Source organism: Wenyingzhuangia sp. 2_MG-2023 (assembly GCF_030548295.1).
In the GTDB taxonomy this organism is placed as follows: Bacteria; Bacteroidota; Bacteroidia; order Flavobacteriales; family Flavobacteriaceae; genus Wenyingzhuangia.
The window spans coordinates 1-22018 of sequence record NZ_JAUOSB010000009.1 but is presented as its reverse complement, the minus strand read 5'-3'; the positions used below and the strand labels follow the sequence as shown (position 1 = coordinate 22018).

At 32.5% G+C, this 22018-nt stretch carries 23 protein-coding genes and 1 tRNA gene; 13 read left to right on the top strand and 11 right to left on the bottom strand.

What is annotated here, in order from left to right:
• Positions 1 to 17: 17 nt before the first annotated feature.
• A complete protein-coding gene (locus Q4548_RS10795) occupies positions 18 to 887 on the bottom strand; it encodes an RluA family pseudouridine synthase (RefSeq protein WP_303454799.1) in 870 nt (289 codons plus the stop codon).
• A gap of 106 nt (positions 888 to 993) precedes the next feature.
• Between Q4548_RS10795 and Q4548_RS10790 the strand changes: the two genes are divergently transcribed.
• The 4 genes from Q4548_RS10790 to dusB all read left to right on the top strand — a co-directional run bounded on the left by Q4548_RS10790 (position 994) and on the right by dusB (position 5439).
• Entirely contained in the window at positions 994 to 2472 is a 1479-nt protein-coding gene (locus Q4548_RS10790; RefSeq protein ID WP_303454796.1) for a hypothetical protein, read from the top strand.
• A 118-nt stretch (positions 2473 to 2590) separates the two neighbouring features.
• Positions 2591 to 3901, top strand: a complete 1311-nt coding sequence (locus tag Q4548_RS10785; RefSeq protein ID WP_303454794.1) for a DEAD/DEAH box helicase — start codon at positions 2591 to 2593, stop codon at positions 3899 to 3901.
• Between the two features lie 76 nt (positions 3902 to 3977).
• Entirely contained in the window at positions 3978 to 4304 is a 327-nt protein-coding gene (locus Q4548_RS10780; protein WP_303454792.1) for a 2Fe-2S iron-sulfur cluster-binding protein, read from the top strand.
• Between the two features lie 130 nt (positions 4305 to 4434).
• The gene (gene dusB, locus Q4548_RS10775; protein WP_303454790.1) at positions 4435 to 5439 is read left to right on the top strand and encodes a tRNA dihydrouridine synthase DusB; all 1005 of its coding nucleotides are present in this window, start codon (positions 4435 to 4437) and stop codon (positions 5437 to 5439) included.
• A gap of 69 nt (positions 5440 to 5508) precedes the next feature.
• Here the strand turns inward: dusB and Q4548_RS10770 are convergent, their stop codons facing one another.
• Together Q4548_RS10770 and rbfA are read right to left on the bottom strand one after the other, a co-directional pair.
• On the bottom strand, positions 5509 to 6693 hold the full coding sequence (locus tag Q4548_RS10770; RefSeq protein WP_303454788.1) for an ABC transporter permease: 1185 nt from the start codon (positions 6691 to 6693) through the stop codon (positions 5509 to 5511).
• A 4-nt stretch (positions 6694 to 6697) separates the two neighbouring features.
• A complete protein-coding gene (rbfA, locus tag Q4548_RS10765) occupies positions 6698 to 7093 on the bottom strand; it encodes a 30S ribosome-binding factor RbfA (protein WP_303454785.1) in 396 nt (131 codons plus the stop codon).
• A gap of 239 nt (positions 7094 to 7332) precedes the next feature.
• On the opposite strand from rbfA, the gene Q4548_RS10760 reads away from it, so the two are divergent.
• From Q4548_RS10760 to Q4548_RS10735, 6 genes are all read left to right on the top strand, one after another.
• The gene (locus Q4548_RS10760) at positions 7333 to 8211 is read left to right on the top strand and encodes an ABC transporter permease (protein WP_303454782.1); all 879 of its coding nucleotides are present in this window, start codon (positions 7333 to 7335) and stop codon (positions 8209 to 8211) included.
• Positions 8212 to 8214: 3 nt separating this feature from the next.
• Positions 8215 to 8451, top strand: a complete 237-nt coding sequence (locus Q4548_RS10755) for a DUF3098 domain-containing protein (RefSeq protein WP_303454779.1) — start codon at positions 8215 to 8217, stop codon at positions 8449 to 8451.
• 2 nt (positions 8452 to 8453) lie between these two features.
• Complete coding sequence (locus tag Q4548_RS10750) at positions 8454 to 9266, top strand: undecaprenyl-diphosphate phosphatase (protein ID WP_303454777.1); 813 nt, start codon at positions 8454 to 8456, stop codon at positions 9264 to 9266.
• A gap of 2 nt (positions 9267 to 9268) precedes the next feature.
• Positions 9269 to 9982: a tRNA pseudouridine(55) synthase TruB gene (truB, locus tag Q4548_RS10745; RefSeq protein WP_303454775.1), complete on the top strand. Its 714-nt coding sequence runs from the start codon at positions 9269 to 9271 to the stop codon at positions 9980 to 9982.
• Positions 9983 to 10085: 103 nt separating this feature from the next.
• Positions 10086 to 11117, top strand: a complete 1032-nt coding sequence (locus Q4548_RS10740) for a hypothetical protein (RefSeq protein ID WP_303454772.1) — start codon at positions 10086 to 10088, stop codon at positions 11115 to 11117.
• Positions 11099 to 11401 (top strand): energy transducer TonB, encoded by a 303-nt coding sequence (locus tag Q4548_RS10735; protein ID WP_303454769.1) that lies wholly within the window; start codon positions 11099 to 11101, stop codon positions 11399 to 11401. The genes Q4548_RS10740 and Q4548_RS10735 overlap by 19 nt, the downstream gene beginning before the upstream one ends.
• A gap of 13 nt (positions 11402 to 11414) precedes the next feature.
• Here the strand turns inward: Q4548_RS10735 and Q4548_RS10730 are convergent, their stop codons facing one another.
• Both Q4548_RS10730 and Q4548_RS10725 read right to left on the bottom strand, forming a co-directional pair.
• Complete coding sequence (locus Q4548_RS10730) at positions 11415 to 11891, bottom strand: ABC transporter ATPase (RefSeq protein WP_303454765.1); 477 nt, start codon at positions 11889 to 11891, stop codon at positions 11415 to 11417.
• A gap of 51 nt (positions 11892 to 11942) precedes the next feature.
• Positions 11943 to 12581, bottom strand: a complete 639-nt coding sequence (locus tag Q4548_RS10725; protein WP_303454763.1) for a thioredoxin family protein — start codon at positions 12579 to 12581, stop codon at positions 11943 to 11945.
• A gap of 76 nt (positions 12582 to 12657) precedes the next feature.
• Here Q4548_RS10725 and Q4548_RS10720 point away from each other — a divergent pair, with 76 nt between their 5' ends.
• On the top strand, positions 12658 to 13206 hold the full coding sequence (locus Q4548_RS10720; RefSeq protein ID WP_303454761.1) for a hypothetical protein: 549 nt from the start codon (positions 12658 to 12660) through the stop codon (positions 13204 to 13206).
• 8 nt (positions 13207 to 13214) lie between these two features.
• Here the strand turns inward: Q4548_RS10720 and Q4548_RS10715 are convergent, their stop codons facing one another.
• The 5 genes from Q4548_RS10715 to Q4548_RS10695 all read right to left on the bottom strand — a co-directional run bounded on the left by Q4548_RS10715 (position 13215) and on the right by Q4548_RS10695 (position 20337).
• Positions 13215 to 13700, bottom strand: a complete 486-nt coding sequence (locus Q4548_RS10715; RefSeq protein ID WP_303454759.1) for a regulatory protein RecX — start codon at positions 13698 to 13700, stop codon at positions 13215 to 13217.
• 169 nt (positions 13701 to 13869) lie between these two features.
• Positions 13870 to 17322: an efflux RND transporter permease subunit gene (locus Q4548_RS10710; RefSeq protein ID WP_303454757.1), complete on the bottom strand. Its 3453-nt coding sequence runs from the start codon at positions 17320 to 17322 to the stop codon at positions 13870 to 13872.
• A gap of 7 nt (positions 17323 to 17329) precedes the next feature.
• Entirely contained in the window at positions 17330 to 18463 is a 1134-nt protein-coding gene (locus tag Q4548_RS10705) for an efflux RND transporter periplasmic adaptor subunit (RefSeq protein ID WP_303454755.1), read from the bottom strand.
• Between the two features lie 21 nt (positions 18464 to 18484).
• Entirely contained in the window at positions 18485 to 19798 is a 1314-nt protein-coding gene (locus tag Q4548_RS10700; protein ID WP_303454753.1) for a TolC family protein, read from the bottom strand.
• A 2-nt stretch (positions 19799 to 19800) separates the two neighbouring features.
• Positions 19801 to 20337 (bottom strand): TetR/AcrR family transcriptional regulator, encoded by a 537-nt coding sequence (locus tag Q4548_RS10695; protein WP_408068633.1) that lies wholly within the window; start codon positions 20335 to 20337, stop codon positions 19801 to 19803.
• Positions 20338 to 20538: 201 nt separating this feature from the next.
• On the opposite strand from Q4548_RS10695, the gene Q4548_RS10690 reads away from it, so the two are divergent.
• Together Q4548_RS10690 and Q4548_RS10685 are read left to right on the top strand one after the other, a co-directional pair.
• Positions 20539 to 21510 carry a polyprenyl synthetase family protein gene (locus Q4548_RS10690; RefSeq protein ID WP_303454749.1) on the top strand — a complete coding sequence of 324 codons (972 nt, stop codon included), beginning with the start codon at positions 20539 to 20541 and terminating at the stop codon, positions 21508 to 21510.
• Between the two features lie 60 nt (positions 21511 to 21570).
• Positions 21571 to 21644 (top strand) — tRNA-Ile (locus tag Q4548_RS10685).
• Between the two features lie 98 nt (positions 21645 to 21742).
• On the opposite strand, the gene Q4548_RS10680 is transcribed toward Q4548_RS10685, so the two are convergent.
• On the bottom strand, positions 21743 to 22018 hold a 276-nt coding region (locus Q4548_RS10680), incomplete at its 5' end, for a transposase (RefSeq protein ID WP_303454747.1).

The window sequence follows — 22018 nt, the reverse complement described above, 5'->3', positions numbered from 1 at the left end:
CGACTGGATTTTGTGTTTTAGGTTAGTTTTGAAGAAAACAACCAATCAAATTTTTTAGGTGTTTCTTTGGAGATTAATAGTTTTTCTCGTGTGTACGGATGTTTAAATTCTAACGACTTCGCATGTAGAAACAAACCTTTTCCTGTAAGTATTTTTCCTTCTATACCATAAGTTGTGTCTCCTAGAATAGGATTTCCTATATGTGCACAATGAATTCTTAATTGATGTCTTCTTCCTGTTTTTGGTGATAGTTTTACCAAATTTAAAAAATCGTATTTTTCAGAAACAATAGTTTTTAGTACGTTATAGTTGGAGAGACTTTCTTTGTCATCAATAAATGTATCAATAGCTCCTTCTTGTTTTTCCATTGTACCTATGGTAACTGCTATGTAATTTTTCTGAATTTTTTTTTCTTCAAATAGCTTACCTAATATGGCAATGCTATCCGCAGTTTTGCCAATTAATAGAAGACCGCTGGTTGCAAAATCCAAACGATGTACTGGTTGAGGTTTTACAGCGTTGGGCAAGTTGCTTGGTTGTAAGTTAAAGGCTAGTGCATTGGTAACTGTTTTTGCTTTGTTCCCGCTAACTAAAAGTCCAGCAGGTTTGTAAATAACAGCCAAATAATCGTCTTCCCAAATAACATCAAGTTTTAGGTCAATGTTTTTTTTAGCAACAGTTTCATCCTCTATAAGTTCTATAGTTTCTCCACCGCAGATAAATTCTCCAGAAATTCCTCTGTGTTTGTTCACTAGAATCAAACCTTTTTTTAGAGCTTTTTTAATTCCTGCTTTGCTAGGTATGCTTTGGAATATACCCACAGCATAATCAGACAATCTTTTTGGGGTAGATAAGCTAGGAGGGATGTGTTTTTCTAAAATGTTCATTTATTTTTTTTAAAATGATGATTTGTCAAATGTCAAACAAATAGCTATTGACAATAAAGTGTTACTTTAGTCAGCGTTTTGTGGCAAAGGTAAACTATAACTAAGAATGAAGATTAAAGCGTTAAGAATAGAAAGTGTATTTGTTGTAATAGCGCTGTGTTACTTGTTGTTTCCTACCAATAATTCTTCTTTAGATGGGTATAGCTATGCGGCCAATATTAAATATGGAGAACATTTGTTTAGGCCACATCACTTGTTGTACAATGTTTTTATGTATGTTGTTCTAAAACCTTTTTATTTTTTCAATGCTAATCCCAACGTGTTATTGATTGCTAAATACGTCAATTCAATTTTGGTTTTAGGCACGTTGTTGGTGTTGAATTCAGTGTTTAAAAGATTGTGTTTAGCTAAAAAAGAAAGAAGTATTTTGATACTTGTTGTTGCGTTTAGTTATAATTTTTTGAGATTTGGTACGGAGAATGAAGCTTATATAGTACCGCTATTTTTTTCTATGTTGGCCAGTCTTTATTTTTTGATCTTTTCAGAAAAGCTAACCTATAAGGATGTTTTTATAAGTGGTTTTTTTGCAACCGTAGCGTGTTTGTTTCATCAAATACATTTTTTTTGGTGGTTAGGTTTGTTGCTTGGAGTGGCAGTAGGTTTTAAAAAAATAAAATACCTACTTCTATTTGGTTCGTCTGCAATACTTATTCCGATTGTTTATGCTATGGTGGTTTTTTACACAGAAGAAGCACTGACTGTAGCTAGTTTTCTAAGGTTTGTATTTCAAGATTATTACTTAGGAAGCGCAAAATCTGAAATGGGAATTATGAATTTTGTGATGCTTGTAATAAGTAGTATTAGAGCATTTATTCAAGTCCATCCTACTGTTTTATTTTTGATTAAAAAATCATATTGGTATTGTATTCCCTTGCTTTTAGGTGTGCTATTGTTGGTTTCTGTTGTTAGACGTATGATTCAGAAAAAAACATTTGTGAAACGAGAAAGAGTTCACAAGGTGTTTTTTTACACAACGTTAAGTGTTTTAGTTTTTCATTTCTTGTTTGCTTTTTATGCGGTGGGCAATGTTGAGTTTTTGGTGATGTTACCTATTTTAACAGTGATGACTTTGTTTTATTATTACAAGTTTCCTTATCAAATAGGTTGGTCAGTAGCTATTTTTTTAGGAGTGTGGAATTTTTTTTACGGCTTGTATCCCAATCACAACTATAATTACGACAATAATTTAGCATTGATAAATTTTATCAAAAAACATCCAGAAGCAATTTTTATTGTTAAGAATTTAGATGTTAGAGAACATTATTATTACGAAACAGGTATCAATAACTATGAGCATATTTTACGAAGTAAAGATGTAAAATCACCCAAAGAATGGGATGAACTTATCTTAGAAAATCAATTTGTTTATACCGATGTTTTAGACAAACCACAAATATTGTCGAGAGCAACACTCATGAAAAAAAATGATTTTAAAATAGATGTTTCAAAATATCAAACAGAAATAGTCTTAAAATACAATTCACTTTATGGAGTATCTTCTATTTGTAAAATAAGTAAGAAGTAATTGTTGGCTATCTGTCTCATAATCAACAATACAAAAAATATAGGGTATATCATTTATTTAGTAGTATCTTTGCTCCCTCGACAGAATCAACTAAAGTGTTGATTCTTAAATTTTATTTATGACATTTGAATCTTTAGGATTATCGGAGGCTATTGTAAAAGCCATCCAAAAAAAGGGATATACAAAACCATCTCCCATTCAGCTAAAAGCAATTCCACCCATTTTAGAAAGAAGAGATGTATTAGCATCTGCACAGACAGGAACAGGAAAAACAGCAGGATTTACCTTGCCATTGTTACATATTTTATCAACTCAAAATAAGTGGAAACGCAGGCCTTTAAGAGCCTTGGTGTTAACACCAACAAGAGAATTGGCTGCTCAGGTTTACGAAAACGTAAGAGAATATAGTGAGTTTTTAGACATGCGATCAGCAGTGATTTTTGGAGGAGTAAAACCAAAACCACAAATTACGACCTTAAAAAGAGGTGTAGATGTGTTGGTTGCTACACCAGGTAGATTGTTAGATTTGATAAGTCAAGATGCGTTGTCTTTGTCTAAAATTGAAGTTTTGGTGTTGGACGAAGCAGACCGTATGTTAGACATGGGGTTTTTAAGAGACATTAAAAAGATTTTAGCATTGATGCCGTCTGAACGTCAAAACTTATTGTTTTCTGCAACATTTTCAGAAGATATAAAGGCTTTGGCAAATACGTTTATGCACAATCCTATTTCTGTAGCTTCTGCACCACAAAATTCTACAGCACAAAAAGTGACACAAACTTTTTACAATGTAAACAAAGAAGACAAAGCAGAAGCGGTGATTGGAATGGTGAAAAAAGGAAACTGGAGTCAGGTTTTAATTTTTACAAGAACCAAGCACGGAGCAAATCGTTTGGCAGAAAAACTGGCAAAATCTGGAGTTACAGCTGCGGCTATTCACGGAAACAAAAGTCAAGCTGCTAGAACCAAAGCATTGGATGGATTTAAGAAAAATTCAGTAAGAGTATTGGTGGCTACAGATATTGCAGCTCGTGGTTTGGACATTCCTTTGTTGCCTCACGTTATCAATTATGAATTGCCAAATATTCCTGAAGATTATGTACACCGAATTGGTCGTACAGGTAGAGCAGGAGCTAGTGGAGAAGCTATTTCTCTAGTAAGCGGTGAAGAAGTTAAGTATGCAATTGATATTGAAAAATTGTTGAAATTAAAATTGCCTTTACAAAATTTAGAAGGTTATGCTTTTAAAGCTCCTACAGCAGATGAGCTAAAAGCTTTGAAAAAAGGTCCTTCTAGAACAAGTTCTCCCAAAGCAGCACAAAAGCCAAGAACTGCAAAAAAGAAAGTAAAAGCTGGAGAAGCTCCAAAATGGGTACAGAATAAAAAAAGTGCTGAATCTAAATTGGGAAGAAAAAGGAATTTTAGATAATCATTTTATTAATTAAGTGATAGGTTGTATCTTTGCACCTCAATTTTAGGATTATAGTTAATTTAAATTCAGTAACATGTCTGATATTACCATAAAAATTAAAGATAGAGAAGGAGTCGTTCATGAGTTGCAAGCTCCTACGGATATGGCAATGAACATCATGGAGCTTTGTAAAGCTTATGAGTTGCCTGTAGAAGGAACTTGTGGAGGTATGGCCATGTGTGCTTCTTGCCAGTGTTATGTGTTGTCGGATCATGAGTTGCCAGAAAAACAAGATGCAGAAGAAGATATGTTAGATCAGGCTTTTTATGTAGAAGACAATTCTCGTTTGGGATGTCAAATTCCAATTACAGAAGCGTTGGATGGATTGGAAATAGAATTAGCTCCAGAGTCTGAAGTGTAAATTTTACAATATAAAAGTATCAAAATCCTTCTTCGTACAGTAAGAAGGATTTTTTGTGTTATATAAGGAATGGTTGATTGTAAAATGCAATTTGTAATTGTATCTTTGCAAACCTTTAAATCAAGATGTTATGGTGAAAATTGGTGATATAGAATTGTGTGATTTTCCTTTGTTGTTAGCTCCTATGGAAGATGTAAGTGATCCTCCTTTTAGAGCCTTGTGTAAAGAACAAGGTGCTGACTTGGTATACACTGAGTTTATTTCTTCGGAAGGATTGATTCGTGATGCTGCAAAAAGTGTAAAGAAATTGGATATTTATGAAAAAGAACGTCCTGTAGGAATTCAGATTTTTGGAGCCAATTTAGAGTCTATGTTACGAACGGTAGAAATTGTAGAGCAATCGAAACCAGATATTATTGACATCAATTTTGGTTGTCCTGTAAAAAAAGTGGTCAGCAAAGGAGCTGGGGCTGGAATTTTAAAGGATATTGATTTGATGGTTTCTTTGACCAAAGCCATGGTAAAACACACGAATTTACCTATTACAGTAAAAACACGTTTGGGCTGGGATGAAAACTCTATCATGATAGAAGAAGTTGCAGAACGTTTGCAAGATGTAGGTTGTGCAGCCATTTCTATTCACGGACGTACACGTGCTCAAATGTACAAAGGAGATGCAGATTGGACGAGAATTGCAGCGGTAAAAAACAATCAGAGAATGCACATTCCTGTATTTGGAAACGGAGATGTAACCACACCAGAACGAGCCATAGAAATGCGTGACGATTACGGATTAGATGGTTGTATGATTGGTCGTGCAAGCATTGGTAATCCTTGGTTTTTTAAAGAAGTGAAACATTTTATGGCCACAGGTGAGCATTTACCTATTGCTTCTATTCAAGATAGAGTAGAGGTAGCACGTAGACATTTAGAAATGGAAATTGCTTGGAAAGAAAATGAAAGACAGGCTGTTATGGAGACTCGTAGACATTATGCCAACTATTTTAAAGGAATTCGTGATTTTAAAGATTACAGATCAAAATTAGTAACCGAAGATACTGCTCAGAGAGTGTACGATGTGATGAACGAAATTTTGGATAAATTTGGGAATGTAGAAAACTTGATGCAGAAGTAGTTTTTGTATTGGTTTTTAACGCAAAAGTTAGCAATGCAGTTTTATTGATGAGTACTAGATTTATTTTTACTAGTTGACAAATCTTTTGGAAATTCTACCACTAGCTAACAAACTAGCCAAGGCACCAAAAATAACAATGGTTAGGCAAACAACCCATACATTTTGCCATTCAAAAGAAACAGGATAGGCAATGGTAGGGGTTATCATAATAAGTTCGTATGTGATTTGTAAATAGATCAAAACAATTCCTAAAACCAAACCAATGCACATACCAACCACGTTTAATAAAAAGCCATAAAGGGCAAAAATACGTCTCACTTTTTTGAGCGTTGCCCCCATGTTTATAAGCGTTTTGATGTTGTTTTTCTTATCTACAATTACCATAATTATGGTTCCGCTAGTGTTAGATAGAACCATCATTACTACCAATAAAGAAACCAAGTAAGCAATTAGTTTTTCAGAATTTAATATTTTGTAAAATGAACTATTGATTTCTTCACTTTTTGCGATGTTGAAATCTGGAAGTTCCTTTTTTAGATAAGCAATTGTACGGTTTAGCTGAGTTGCTTTTACATCAATATAACTGATCTCATTGTCTTTTTTTCCAAGTAGTTCTTGGCTCAAAGAAAGTGGTATATAAGTGTATTTGCTGTCTTCTTGGTTGGGAGAAGTAACCACACCAATAACCTGAGGCAATATTGCACGAAAAGCATTTTTAGGATTGCTAATGTATCCTTTTCCTGCTTTTGGAACGTACGTATTTAGTCGGTCAGTATAAACGTTCAAATCCAATTGACGAGACAATCGGTAACTAACAACACACGTATTGGTGCTGTTGGGGGCAAACCATTCTCCTAGAATAATTAAAGAATCTACAGGAGTTACATAGTTAAATAGGCTGTCTACACCTTTTATATAAGCTATTTCTTCTTTATCGTCTTTCTTAAAAAAAGCACGTTCTTCAATAACTTTGGTATAAGTAATTTTATCCGGACTGTTGGTTAAAATAGCATTCAGTTTTGCATCTAAAAGAAACGTTTTTCCTTGTTTGGGACTAATTCTAATATCTGGAGTGTTGCTTTCTAAAACATCAAGACTAAAATCTTTGATTCCAGAAAACACAGAAAGTACAATGAACAAGGCCATGGTACCAGCAATAACTCCTAAACAAGCTAATAAAGTAACAATATTGATGATATTGTTACCGCTTTTAGATTTTAGATACCGTTTGGCTATATACAGCGGAAAATTCAAAAGATTATGATTTTTTTCTTTTTTCTAAAATTTCAGGATTGTGAATAGGATTTGTATCTTTTCCTTTCAACGAAGCATCAATATTCTCAATATAATCTAAGGTGTCATCTCCATAAAACAACAAGTTGGGCATGCGTCTCAATTGGTGTTTGGTACGTTGAGCCAGTTCGTGTCTAATTGCAACAGTATTTTCTGTAATCGCTTTAATGATTCCTTCTCTTTTGTCTGAAGGAAACACGCTTAAATAGGCTTTTGCTTGTCCTAAATCTGCAGTAACATTTACTTTAGATACAGATATAATCACACCACGCAAGCCATTTCTTGCATCAGCCTGTAAAATTTCAGCCAAGTCTTTTTGAATAACTCCAGCAATCTTCTTTTGTCTATTAGTTTCTTCCATGATGCAAAGATACAACAATTTAGTAGTGTTAAAAGAGAAATAAGTGTTGAGTATAAAGAAGTAAAGCAACAAAGAATTGAACGGTAGAAAAGCATGTCATGGCTTATGTTTGTTGACAAAACAGATGGAATTAAGATTCTGAAAATAGACAAATGAAGAGAAGTAAATTAACCAATGACAAATTTCAGTTTTTAATTTTTTGATAGTACCTTGCACAAACCAAAATGTGATATTATTTTATGTCAAAATCTTTTGAAAAGTATCAGAAAAGACGATTAAGAGCTTCTTATTTATCCGTAGTGTTGAGCATTACGTTGGTGTTGTTGTTGGTTGGTTTTTTGGGCTTAACGGTTTTGAAATACACAAAGTTGAGCGGTTATTTTAAAGAGAAAGTATCTATTACGTTGTTTTTAAAAAACAACATGAAAGGATCTGAAAAAACAGGGTTGGAAAAGTATTTGAAAGAAAAAGAATACGTTAAAAAAATTCACTTTGTTTCTAGAGATCAAGCCGCCAAAGAATTTAGCAAAGATATTGGAGAAGATTTTTTAACTTTTTTAGGAGACAATCCTTTAAAAAGTTATTTTGAATTGGGATTGAAAGCCGATTTTGTTAGTCCAGCTCAGCTAATCTACATTGCCAAAGAGTTAGAAAAAAATGCTTTTATAGAAGAGGTTTCTTACGATGCTCCTTTGGTAGATTTATTGACAAGAAATATAAAAACCATTGGTTTTTGGTTGCTTATTGGAGCTTCGGTATTGTCTTTCATTGCTATTTTGTTGTTAAACAGTTCTATCCGATTGTCTATCTATTCCAAAAGATTTACCATTAAAACCATGCAAATGGTGGGAGCTACCAAATCATTTATTAGAAAACCTTTTATTTGGGCAAGTGTTCGTTTGGGCTTGGTAGGAGCTTTTTTAGCGTCAGCAATGTTGTTAACATTTTGTTACAAAGTAGATAGTAAATTGCCAGCATTGGCTTTGTTAGAAGATATAGAAGTTTTGGCAATGGTAGTAAGCGGAGTATTTGCTGTAGCTTTTGTCATAACTGCTTTGAGTTCATTTTTTGCAACACAAAGATTTTTACGTTTAAAAACAGATCAACTTTATTTTTAATTTATGAAAGGAAAATTTGCACCAGATTTTTTGTTTGGGAAAAAGAATTACCAATTGATGATTGTTGGCTTATTAGTCATAGGAGTTGGTTTTATATTGATGTCTGGGGGAGGTTCTGAAGATCCAGAAGTTTTTAACGATGCAATGTATAATTTTAGAAGAATCAGAATTGCACCAGCTTTGGTGTTGATAGGATTTGGAATTGAAATTTGGGCTATTTTAACAAAACCAACTAAATAAATATGGGATTAATTCAAGCTATTATTTTAGCTATTATTGAAGGATTGACGGAGTACTTACCCGTTTCTTCAACAGGACACATGATCATTGCATCTTCGTTTATGCACATTGCCAATGACGATTTTACCAAATTGTTTACTATTGTCATTCAACTAGGGGCAATTTTATCTGTAGTAATTTTGTATTGGAAACGATTTTTTCAAACATTTGATTTTTACTTAAAATTATTAGTTGCCTTTATTCCTGCAGTAGTTTTAGGTTTGTTGCTAAATGATGTGATTGATTCGTTATTAGAAAGTCCTGTTACAGTGGCTATTTCATTAATTTTAGGAGGATTTATTTTGCTAAAAGTAGATGAATGGTTCAAAGAAAATGAAGTAGAAGATGAAGAAAATCCAGAAGCTCATACAGAAATTAGTTACATGACTGCTTTAAAAATTGGTTTCTTTCAGTGTTTGGCTATGATTCCAGGAACATCAAGAAGTGGAGCAAGTATCATTGGAGGTATGACTCAGAAATTAAATAGAAAAACAGCAGCAGAGTTTTCTTTCTTTTTAGCAGTACCAACCATGTTGGGGGCAACGGCTAAAAAAAGTTACGATTATTATAAGGCTGGATTTGAATTGACTGGAGATCAAATTAATTATTTGATTTTAGGAAATGTAATTGCTTTTGTTGTAGGATTGGTAGCGATCAAATCTTTTATTGATTTTTTGAGTAAAAAAGGATTTAAGGTCTTTGGATATTATAGAATTGTATTGGGAATTTCCTTATTGGTGATTCATTATTTTGTGTTTAGTTTGACAACTATTTAAGAATGAAAAGTCTAGAGGAGTATAAAGAAGGGCAGGTGTTGTTGATAGACAAACCTCTACATTGGACATCTTTTCAGGTGGTAAATAAGCTACGTTGGGTAATTAAACAACATTACGGAATTAAAAATATCAAAGTTGGTCATGCAGGAACCTTAGATCCTTTGGCTACGGGTTTGTTGATTTTATGTACAGGAAAGTTTACCAAAAAGATAGAAACCTATCAGGCACAACATAAAGAATATACAGGGACCATTACTTTGGGAGCCACAACTCCTAGTTACGATTTGGAAACTGAAATTGATGAAAATTTTCCAACAGAACATATCACCGAGAACATGATTCATGAAACCACAAAGCAATTTGTAGGTGAAATAGATCAAGTTCCTCCAATTTTTTCTGCTATTAAAAAAGAAGGAAAGAGATTGTATGAATTGGCAAGAGAAGGAAAGACTACAGAAATAAAATCTAGAAAAATTACCATTTCTGAATTTGAAATCACTCAAATAGATTTTCCAAACGTGCATTTTAGAGTAGCTTGTAGCAAAGGAACATACATTCGTTCTCTAGCTTTTGATTTTGGTAAATCGTTAAACTCAGGCTCTTATTTATCTGCTTTAAGAAGAACTAAAATTGGAGATTTTAATGTAGACAATGCAATGTCTGTAAATGAATTTTTACAAGATTTTGGCTTAGAAGAGTTAGAAGAAAATAAGTAGTAAAAATACTATATTTATAAAATAATGTCAGGGTTATTGGATTTTATTCAATAACCCTTTTTTTATTTTTAGGAGTTGGGTATTTTGGGCAAAAATTAATGCTATGAAAAAGAATGTTCTATTTGCTTTGACCTTTATCGGTTTGTCTTGTTCTTACGGGCAAGAGTTAAATGTTAAAAAAGTGAAAGAGAAAGTTGTTGTTGCTAAAAATATTAAAAAAGTATATTATGTTCTTAAATACAATACGGATAAGAGGCATGGTAGTTATGAGGAGTTTTTAGGCAAAAAGAAAGTTGTTAGCGGGAGCTATGATTTGGGCTTAAAAGATGGAGATTGGTTATATACGGACGGAACAGGAAAATATCTTCAGAAAGGTCGTTTTAATAAAGGATTAGAAGTAGGAGAGTGGGAATATAGAAATTTTAAAGGTTTCTACAAACGTGCTTTTTTTTCTAACAAAGGAAGATTGGATAGTGCATATTCATATGATGTTAACAAAGAATTGGTTTACAAGTATGTATTTGATCAAGAAAAAAACGAAGGAATTTCAGAAACCTATTTAACAGATGGTTTTAAAGAAGTAACAATTACAAAAGATTCTTTAAAAAGCGTTTCTATATATTATCCTAATAATCAATTGTTTTTTGAAAAGAAAAAGGCAGGAAGTAAATTGATATCAACTTCTAATTATTATAAGAAAAATGGAGATTTGTTTAGGAGTTCCAATTTTGTAGATGGTACGGGGATGGTTCTAAATTTTCATCTAGATAAATTAGTGTCTACAGGACAATTAGTAGGTTCAAGCTCTGTTACTTATAAAAATGGAGAGCCTTTAGGTGTGTACGTTAGTTATGACAAAAAGGGAACGTTTTTAGAAAGAGGAGTGTTGGTGAAAAGTATAAGAGTAGGGAAATGGATGCTTTGGTCTTCTCAAAAGAATCAATATGTTGAAAAAGATTATGGTCCTTACAATCCAAAGAAAAAAAAGACTTCCAAAAGGATGTCACTAAATAATGTCAGTGATGTTTCTTTTAAAGCAATACAAAATCCACCGTTGCTAATGAGTAATAATGATTACTCTGACAATTTACAAGATGCTAAAAAAAGTTTGGTGAAATGGTTAACAAGAACTTAATGTATAATTTAGATACTGGTAGTTTAGAACGTTACTGTGACAGTGATGATGGTGTTTGTAGAATTTATGCCATATTTACAATTAATGCTTATGGAGAGGTTTCTAATATAAAAGTTAGAGCTAAGCATAAAGAAATAGAATCTGAAGTAGCGAAGGTTTTGACAAAACTGCCAACATTTGTTCCGGCTTATCAAAATGGAAAAAATGTAAATTTAATTTTTCAACTGCCCATCGTGTTTAGAGTTAAAAAAAGAGACCCTTTTGCAGATCTAGATAAATCTTAAGCCTTTTAAATAATTAAAACATCCTACCGTACCAAGTGTCTTCTGCGGGTAATTCCCAGTCAGAATCTAGTTCTTCTTTGGTATTGATCAAATTGTCAAAAACAATAGTGTTGGTGTTTACACTCTTGTTTTTGATTAGTTTTTTAAACTCTTTTACATCTTTGTATTGTACAAACTCACCTTGTTTAAAACAGACGTTTAATTTGTCTAACAATTCAATGTCAAAATCTAACTGAAGTTTAAAAATAAAGCTAACAAGTTCATCAATAATATGAGTAGTAATGGGTTTGGTAGGATTGATAGCAATGATGATAAAACGCTGATATTTTATTTCGTAACCTGCTTCAATCTCATTTATCTCTGTCCATTGTTGTACAAAATCATCAACCCTTGTTTTTATTTGTTCCAATAATTCTGGGTAGAATTTTTTACTGCTAGGATATAAAAATATTTTAGCATTATTTTCAAGTTGATTAAAATCTACTAACATCTTTGGATTTGTTTGTCACAAAGATATTAGCAATCCATGAAATATTTATGATTATTTTTCTAAAATTAAATTCTCATTTTTGATTAAGACATTTAGTAAGAGCACATTTAAGTCGTTTAGAGTGTCTGCTCCTTTGTTTTTGTTGTACCAATTTTGCAATTCTTCTTTAAACTCAGGTGTTAAAGAACCGTGTTTGCTTTTGTAATTGTCTACCATTATTGTGGCAGAGCTAGGTCTTGGTCCCCAATCTGCTAGCACTTCATTTTTGTTGTTAATCATTATTAATTTAGGAATAGCAGCTCCTCCATTGGTTAAAAAGTGATCCATCAATTCCATATTTTCATCTCTATATGCAACTCTTAAATCAATATTTTTTGAGCTGTTTGCTATTTTGTGAATAAATGGTATTGTTTGAGCAGCATCTCCACACCAGGTCTCTGTCAAAAGAATCCACGTATAGTTTTGATTCAGTAATTTTAATGTTTTCAAAGTCAAGTCGTCTATTCTTTGAGTTTTGTTCAAACGTTTCATTCTTGCATAGTTCAATTTGGTGTAATTGGTCAAAAGATCAGACTGTATTTCTCCAGAACTTTTTTTGTTGGCTACCAAATTAGTTACTTGTTCCATGTACTCTTCGTATGTGAAAGAGTTTTGCAATGCGTTTTGAATTTTATCTTGTAAATTATCCATTGTTTATTTTGTGTGGTTTTTTAGACGATACTATTTTAGATACTTACATCTTGTTATCTTTGTGTCTATGAAAAAAATGGCTTTATATATTTTATTGACGGGGTTGTTGATTGCTTGTCAAGAATCAAAAGAAAAATCATCAGAAGAAGTTGTGGTGAATGATGATCGTAAATATTTCAATCCCAAAGATGAATTTATACAATTTGATACTTTGGTGACAGAAGGTACCGTTTATAAAGATTCTATTTCTAGTTGGAAAGGATATCAAAAAGTAAAAGAAACTTTAGAAAAGCTAAAGAAAAACACACCCAATGATGTTTTAAATATTTCTGATGAGTTGGTGGGAAATGTTGTGTTGATGCGAGATTCTATTACGGTAGATTTGTTGAAAATAAAGGGGATGAGAGCTAGAATACATACGTTATACAATCAATCTTTACGTTTGCAAGAAATGAAAGATATTCCAGCTATTACTGTTCCAGAAATTAAAAAACAGACACAAGGACTATTTGTGATTTTTAGAATGATCAATCGTAAAATAACTGCAATTTACCAACAGGTTGATTTTGAAAATGAATTGGAAAACGATGAGTTCTTCTTTTCTAAAATAGATTCTATAAGATAATTTGGCATTTAAGTATTGAAATCATTTAGAGCAGCGTATATTAAATTAGATTCATATCCTTTACGCAGTAAAAAATCAGCTACTTTTTTTTTCTTTTTGTAAAAATTAGATTCTTTTGTGTTTTCCCATTTTTGATGAACAAGTTTATAGAACATGTTTGTATATTCTTCTTCATCTATTTCTTTCAATGCAGTTTTGATGTTGTAGTCAGAAATGTTTCTGAATTTTAGTTCTTGAGTAATTCGTACTTTTCCATATTTCTTAATTCTAAATTTTCCTCTTGCAAAACTTTTAGCAAAACGTTCTTCGTTTAAAAAGTTATGTTCCATTAAATGAAGCATAACAACTTCACAAGCCTGTGGAATCATACCCATTTTGAACAGCTTTTCTTCCACTTCTTTATGACATCTATCTTGATATATACAATAGTTTTCTAAAGCTCTTTTGGCTTCTTCTACCGTATATGTTTTTTGATTTTGCTTAGAGAAGTTCATAAAACAAAATTAGGAATAATTTAATTGAGTTAATGTTTATTGCGTTAAGGATTGAGCGGCTTGTTTTAAAAAGTGAGTAGTGAAAGTCTGACGCTATGGGGAATTTCCAAATGCAAAAAAGGCTATTTGATTCATTCAAATAGCCTTTTTTTATAAAATGTAATAGAGATTATCTATTCTTAACTCTCACTTTAATTCTGTGTAGTAAATAAAACATTACTGGTACAATAATTAAGGTAAGGAAGGTGGCAAAGGTCAATCCGAAGATTACTGTCCACGCTAATGGTCCCCAGAAAATTACGTTATCACCTCCCATGTATATGTTAGGGTTTCCTGTGTTGAACAATGCAAAGAAATCTATGTTAAACCCAATAGCTAAAGGTATTAAACCTAATACGGTAGTAATAGCGGTTAGCATTACAGGTCTTAAACGAGCTTTACCTCCTTGAACAATCGCTTCGTATGCGTGTTCTACAGAAATAATTTCTCCTTCAGGAAGGTCTAACTCTTCAGCTTTTCTATCGAATAACAACTGAGTATAATCTAACAATACGACTCCATTGTTTACTACAATACCTGCTAGAGAAATAATTCCCATCATGGTCATCATAATTACAAAACTCATTCCTATTCCAATAATTCCAAAGAATACACCTGTAAAACTTAAGAAAATAGCCACCATAATAATAGCCGGTTTGGTTACCGAGTTGAATTGGAAAACCAAGATGAACATAATTAAACCTAAACCAGTCATTAATGCTCCCATTAAGAAACTCATTTGCTTGTTTTGTTCTTCAATTTGTCCTGTAAAGTCAAAGGTAATTCCTTTTGGAGCATCAAAATCAGCCATTTCTAACTCAATCAATTTTACTACAGCAGCTGCATCTTTATATCCAGGAGCCAAAGCAGAATAAACCACTACGGTTCTATTTCCGTTTTTGTGTTTAATAGCACTAAACGATGAAGTGTTTCTACGAGAGATTAAAGCTGAAATTGGCACTTCTTTTAATTGTCCGTCTATTGGACTACGGAATACTACATTTTGATTGAATAATAAACTGGTGTTGGTTCTGTCTTCTGAATTAAAACGAACATACATGTCATAATCTTCACCATCTTCTTTATAAACGCTTGCTTTTTCACCAAAAATAGAACGTCTAAGTTGGTTGGCAACCATGACTACAGGAACTCCTAAAGCTCCCGCTTTTTTTCTGTCAACATAAACTTCCATAGCAGGTTTCGCTCTGTTTACATCTACCTTTAATTCATCAATACCAGGAATGTTACGATCTGATATGAATTTTTGCATTCTGTTTGCTACGTTGATTAATTCAGTATAATCATTTCCTTGAATTTCGATGTTGATTGGGTATCCTGCAGGAGGTCCAGCAGCATCTTTTTCAACAGAAATAGAAAGTCCAGGGAATTTGTTCTTTAAATCTTCTTGAACCTTAAGTCTTAGCTCTTCAGAATCTGCACCTTTACGGTATTTGTATTCTCGCATGGTAGCGGTAATTTTACCCCTGTGTGGCATTTCAGAATCCCCACTGTCCGTGTTAGGGTTACCAGCTCCCATACCTACTTGAGAAACAGCAGATTCTACTAAAAAGTTATATCCATTGTCCATATATACATCCTCGTTTAAGATGTTAAAGACACGTTTTTCTATCTTTTTGGTGATGGCATTTGTTTTCTCAATATCTGTTCCTTGAGGATATTCTAAGTATATAATAATTTGGTTAGGCTTGTTGTCTGGAAAGAATTCCACTTGTGTTTTTCCAGAAGCAACAGAAGCACCAAAGACCATAAAAGAAGCTACTAACAAAATAAAAGTACCTACTAAAAAAACGTAAGGTCTCCAGCTAGTTAAAGAAAAACGGATGGCTTTTTCATAACTGTTTTCAAAGGCTGTTAATGTTTTTTCTTGAAAATATATAGCTCCTCTTTTGATAAAAAGTCTGTACAACCAAAATAACAAACAAGTAACAATCATTAAACTTCCTAATCCATGAACAGCTCCTCCAAATAACAAAATTGGAATTCCAAATCCGCAAAGAATAATGGTCAATCTAATTAATTGTTTGTAGGTAAGTTTTTTCTCTCCAATAGTCATGAACTGAGAAACTAGTACGGAGTTAAAGAAAATGGCTACGAATAATGAAGAACCTAATACAATGGATAATGTAATAGGGAAATATTTCATGAATTGTCCCATAATTCCAGGCCATAAACCAAGAGGAATAAAGGCTGCTACTGTAGTGGCTGTTGAAATAATAATTGGGAAAGCAATTTCTCCAATTCCTTTTTTAGCAGCTTCCTTTCTAGACATTCCCTCTTCATCCATCAAACGGAACACGTTTTCTACAACTACAATTCCATTATCTACTAGCATTCCAAGTCCCATAATCAATCCAAAAAGAATCATGGTATTCATCGTGTATCCTAATAGATCAATAATCCAAAAAGACATAAACATAGACATAGGAATGGCAAAACCAACAAACAGTGCATTTCTAAATCCTAAGAAAAACATTAGGACCATAATAACTAATAAAATACCAAAGATGATGTTGTTTACCAAATCATCTACTTGGTTTAGTGTGTTAGAAGATTGGTCGTTACTAATGGTAACTTTTAAATCACTAGGCAAATAAGAAATTTCTGCATTATGTACTATTTCTTTTATTTTATCTGCAGCTTCTACCATGTTTTTACCACTACGTTTTTTAACGTCTAGCATTACCACGGTTTTACCCCATTCACGTGCATAGGTGGTTTTTTCTTTTTCTTGGAAAAAAACATCAGCAACGTCTTTAAGGTATACTATACCTCCTTGTCTTTTGATGACAAAGTCTTTAAGTTGATTAGGATTCTCTATTTCTCCTAAAATTCTAATAGTTCTACGTTGTCCGCTAGTTATTAAGTTTCCGGCAGACATGGTAATGTTTTCTTGTTTGATGGCATTGATAATGTCATCAAAACTAACCTGAGCAGCAGACATTTTGTATATATCTACAGCAATCTCAACTTCTTTTTCTTGAGCTCCTCTAATGTCTACTTTTTTAATTTCTGATAACTCTTCAATTTCATCCTCTAGACGTTCTGCAAAGGTTTTTAGTTTTTCTACAGTATAATCTCCGGTAAGGTTGATGTTTAAAATAGGCATTTCTTCTGAAATGTTTAAATCAAAAACAGCGGGATCTACTTTGGCACCGTTAAAAGTAGGCCAATCTTCTCCTGCTTTTACACCATCAACTTCATCTTTTACTTTTTGTTTAGCTGCTTCAACAGAAATTTTTTCATCAAATTCAATAACAATAATTCCGTAATCTTCCTGAGATGTAGAAGTAACTTCGGTTACGTTGCTAACATTCTCCAATTCATCTTCTAACGGATCTATAATTAAACGCTCTATATCTTCGGCAGTGTTACCAGGATACATTGCGTTGATATATATTTTAGTTTCCTTAACTTCAGGAAAACTTTCTCTAGGCAAATTATTGTAGGCAGAGACACCCAATATCAGCATTAAACCTGCCAATACATACATGGTGGTTCTATTGTTAATAGCCCACGATGACCATGCAAATTCTTTAATGGTATTTTTTTTCTTTTCGGACATGATAAGCTTAGTTTAAAATAGTTACTTCTTGACCTTCTTTTACAGATCTTGCACCTTCTACAATTACATGTGTGTTTGGAGTTAAACCTTTGGTAACTTCAATATCATTTTTACTGGTTTTACCCAATTCCACAAAAGTTTTTTTAGCTACATATGCACTTCCTTTCTTAACGGCAGTAAATACATACTCTTCGTTGTATTCGTTTTCAGAAATAATGCTTTGAGGAATTAAAATAGCTGTTTCGTTATGGTAATCATTAATACTTAAACGAACAGACATGTTTGGTTTGGCTTCTATGTTATTTGGAACGTTCATTTCTACCTTAAACTTTCTGTTGTTTGGGTTGATGTAATTTCCTGTTTGAGTGATGATAGTTTCAGCTTTGGCATCTAATACTGGAATGTATAAATCTACTTTTTTTCCTTTTTTAACATATTTAATGAATGTTTCTGGGATTTCTGCACTAATGGTCATATCACTTAAGTTGACCAAACGAATAATTGGAGATTGTCCTGGCATTACATATGAACCTTGGTCGGTAATAATATCGTCAACAATTCCGCCATACGGAGCTTTTAATTGTGTTTTAGCTATTTGTTTTTTTAGATTATCAACCGCCTTAGATTTTGCAGCATAAGCAGTTTTAGCTTGTAAAAACTGAATTTCAGACCCAATTTTCTGATTCCACAAACGCTCCTGTCTTTCAAAAGTTGTTTTTGCCAAACCAGCATCTGCTTCCAATTGTGCCAATTGATCGCTCAAACCAGAATCATCTATAATAGCAATGGTTTGTCCTTTGCTTACTTTTTGTCCTTCTTTTACCAAAATAGATTTTAAAGCTCCTCCAATTTCTGGATAAAGAATAAGGTTTTGTTTGGTTTCTACATTTCCTTGAATTTCTACATAATGATAAAAATCTGAAACTTCTGTAGTTAAAGTAGACACCAAAGCAGCTCTTTTAATAGTATCTAGTGTTGCTATGGCATTTTCTAATTCCTTCACATCACTTAGTAAGCTGTTTCTTTTAGCTTTGATTTCTTTTATATTTTTGTTTGCAATAATATCAGCAACGGTTTGTTCATTTTTTGATCCACACGCAATCATGGTAATTGCAGAAATGGTTAATACTATTTTTTTCATAATTCTGTTTTTGAGAGCGATTTAATTTTGTAATACGTTTAATTCTGCTTTTTTGTTGATAACATTTACCATGGCTTGTAAATATTCTTGTTGACTACTGTATAGTTGCATTTGAGCTTGTCTTAAGTCAAAACTACTAGAAATTCCTTCCTTGTATTTAATGTTGTTTTTATGCTCTATACGTTCTGCCAATTCTAAATTTCTTTTTTTATTATCTAAAGTATTGATAGCCAATTCTAGGTCAGATTTTATGGTTTGATAGTTTATTTCTATCTGTTCCTCGGTATCTATCAATTTGTTTTGAGATATTTGCCAATCTATTTTAGCTCTTTTACGTTTTGCATTACTTGCAAACGATGAAAAAATAGGAATGTCTATAGTAACTCCAAGCATTGCAGTACCAATCCAGTTTTGAGATTTATCGAAAAAAGTAAATTCGCTACTGTTACCAATATAGTTACCTGTTAAAAAACTGCTAACTGTAGGGAGCAGTTTAGCTTGTTCTAATTTGTAAAGCAGCTTTTTTGAGTTTACCTCGTTCTCTGCAATTTGATAATCTATGTTTTTAAACACAGAAAAATCAGTAAAAGAAGTTGCTTGTTGTTTGGTTTGGCTTATCAACGTTTGCAAATCTTCTGTAAGTGTAATGGCTACATCATCTGTAAAACCTAAAGTCAATCTTAAAAGTTTTAAAGAAATAGTATGCATTCTTTCTAAGCTATTTAAGTTGTTTTCTAGGTTGTTTAATGTAATTTGAAGTTGTTCTATATCTTCTTCTTCAATAAAACCATTGGTTAGCATTGCTTTAGATTCAAATAAATTACTTTTTATACTTGCAATGTTTTTTTGAATCAGATTTATGCTTTCTTGGGTTAATAAAACATTGTTATATGCGCTAGTAACTCCTTTTGTGATTTCATTGTCTGTTTTTGCTTTGGCATTTTTAGTAATGTCTAAAAACACTTTGGCAGATTGTAAACCTACAATGTAAGATCCATCAAAAAGCAATTGAGTTAAAGTTACACTTGGGGTTAAACTTTGTTTTGGAAATATAAAATTGATAAAAGAATCTTCACCACCTTCAACTCCTGTAAGTGGATATTTTACATAGTTTTTATATTCTGCTTTAGCGTTGATTTGTGGCAAACCAATAGCAGTAGTTTCCCATTTTTGCTGTTTGGCAGCTTGAATGCTTAGTGCTGCATTTTTTACGGTTCTATTGTTTTTGAGTGCGTAGTCTACGGCTTCTTTTAGTGATAGTTTGTAGGTCTTGGAATCTTGTGCATTGGCACCAATTCCTAGGATGATACAAACAAGTAGGAGTGTTTTTTTCATAGTTAATTTTTATGGTTTGTTAGTTGTTTTAATATTTGAATTCCTTCTTCTGTTGCAATGGCTCTAATGTGATAATCTAAAACATACTCCATTAATTGTTGTTTGGTGTACATTTCTTTTGGGAAAGTTTCTTCATCTTTAATACCAGTAATTCCAATAAAATACATTCTTGAAACAAAGTGCTTGTCGATATTTTCTCTATAAATTCCCGAAGCTATTCCCTTTTCAATATTTTTAACAATAGAATTATTTACAGTGGTTAAATGCTTGTTTTTAAAACGGGCATGAATATCTGGGAAAAATTTTTGCAATTGATGTTGAGGAGAACTGTCTTCGTTTCTTAATACAGTCAAAACAAATTGTTTAATTTCAAATAGCTCTTCAATAGCGTTTAATTTGTTAGCACATATTTTTTCAATTCCACTTTGGATACGTTCAAATACATAGCAAGTAGACTCATTAACCAATTCTGTTTTATTTCTAAAATGCGTATAGATGGTTTTTTTAGAGATTCCTAAATCTTTAGAGATGTCATCCATCGTAACACTTTTAAAACCGAGATTTAAAAACATCTCTGTAGCTTTTTCCAGGATTTTACATTTTAACATCGTTACTTTTTTTGTGCAAATATAAGAATGGAAACTAAAGAAACAAAAAAAGTTTCCTTGGTTTTGTATAAATTTTAAGTTAGGTTTTTGTAAAGTCTAGTATTGTTCTATTTTTACTAAAAAAACAATTCATTGGATTTATCAGTTTACAGAGATTCTTTTCTGTCTTTTTTAGAAAAAGAAGTAGAGATTAAAGAGCCTATTAATTTGTATCAACCTATTGATTACATTTTAAATTTGGGTGGAAAGAGAATGAGACCTTTATTAGTGTTGATGAGTATAGATGCGTTGGAAAAAGATTTTCATCAAGGTATGCATGCGGCTTTGGCTATTGAGGTTTTTCATAATTTTACTTTATTGCACGATGATATTATGGACGATGCACCTCTGAGAAGAGGACAACAAACCGTACATGAAAAATGGGGTGTAAGCACAGCAATTCTTTCTGGTGATGCCATGATGATTCTAGCAAATCAGGCATTGGAGGTTTATGAAGGAACTATTTATAAAAAATTAATGCAATTATTTCAACAAACAGCCATAGAAGTTTGCGAAGGTCAGCAATATGATATGGATTTTGAGATAAGAATGGATGTTACCGTGCCAGAATACATAGAAATGATTCGTTTAAAAACTTCTGTTTTGGTTGCTGCAGCCTTAAAAATGGGAGCGATTATAGCCAAAGCCACCGAAAAAGATGCCGATGCTTTCTATCAATTTGGGTTGAATTTAGGTTTAGCATTTCAGTTGCAAGACGATTATTTGGATGCTTTTGGAAATCCAGAAACGTTTGGAAAGCAAATAGGAGGAGATATTATAGAAAATAAAAAAACGTTTTTGGTTTTAAAAGCAAAAGAATTGCTAAAAGGAGATGACTTGGTTGAATTTGAAAAGTATTACACCAACGAAACTTTTGAGGAAGCGAAAAAAATAGAAGAGGTGAAAGCTTTTTTTGAAAAAAGTGGTGCTGTATCCAAAATAAAAGAAGAAATTAAGTCTTATACAGATAAAGCTTTTAAAATTTTAGAGCAAATAGAAATGTCTGAATTGTCTAAAAATCAGTTGGTTGATTTTGGTAATTATTTAATGGGAAGAACTGTATAAGTTTAAAATCAAAAAATATTTGTCAGATAGCAAAAAAATCCTAAATTTGCCACCGCTTTAGGTCCCATAGCTCAGCTGGTTAGAGCATCTGACTCATAATCAGAGGGTCCTTGGTTCGAGCCCAAGTGGGACCACTACTTAAAGCCTAAAACCATCTCAGTCCGAGATGGTTTTTTTGTGCTTTGTGTTTACTGGGGTCTCTATTATTACGGATCAAGACAAATTGTTGTTTTTAGGCAAAAATATTGGTTAATCTAAAAAGGAAGAATTCTAGATTTCTAACGCCTCTAAATTGCGCTCTAAAAGCTTTAATTTTAGCATTGAAAGATTCAGCCGCAGCATTGGTACTTCTATTTATAAAGTAATTTAGGATTGATCTGTAGTTTAGAGTAATTGTATTTACTATAGATTTAAATTGATTAAACCCTGAGTTTTCTACTTGTTTATACCAATGCGCTAGTTTTGTATAAGCAATTTGTAGGGTTGTTTTTAGGTTGAATATCTCTCT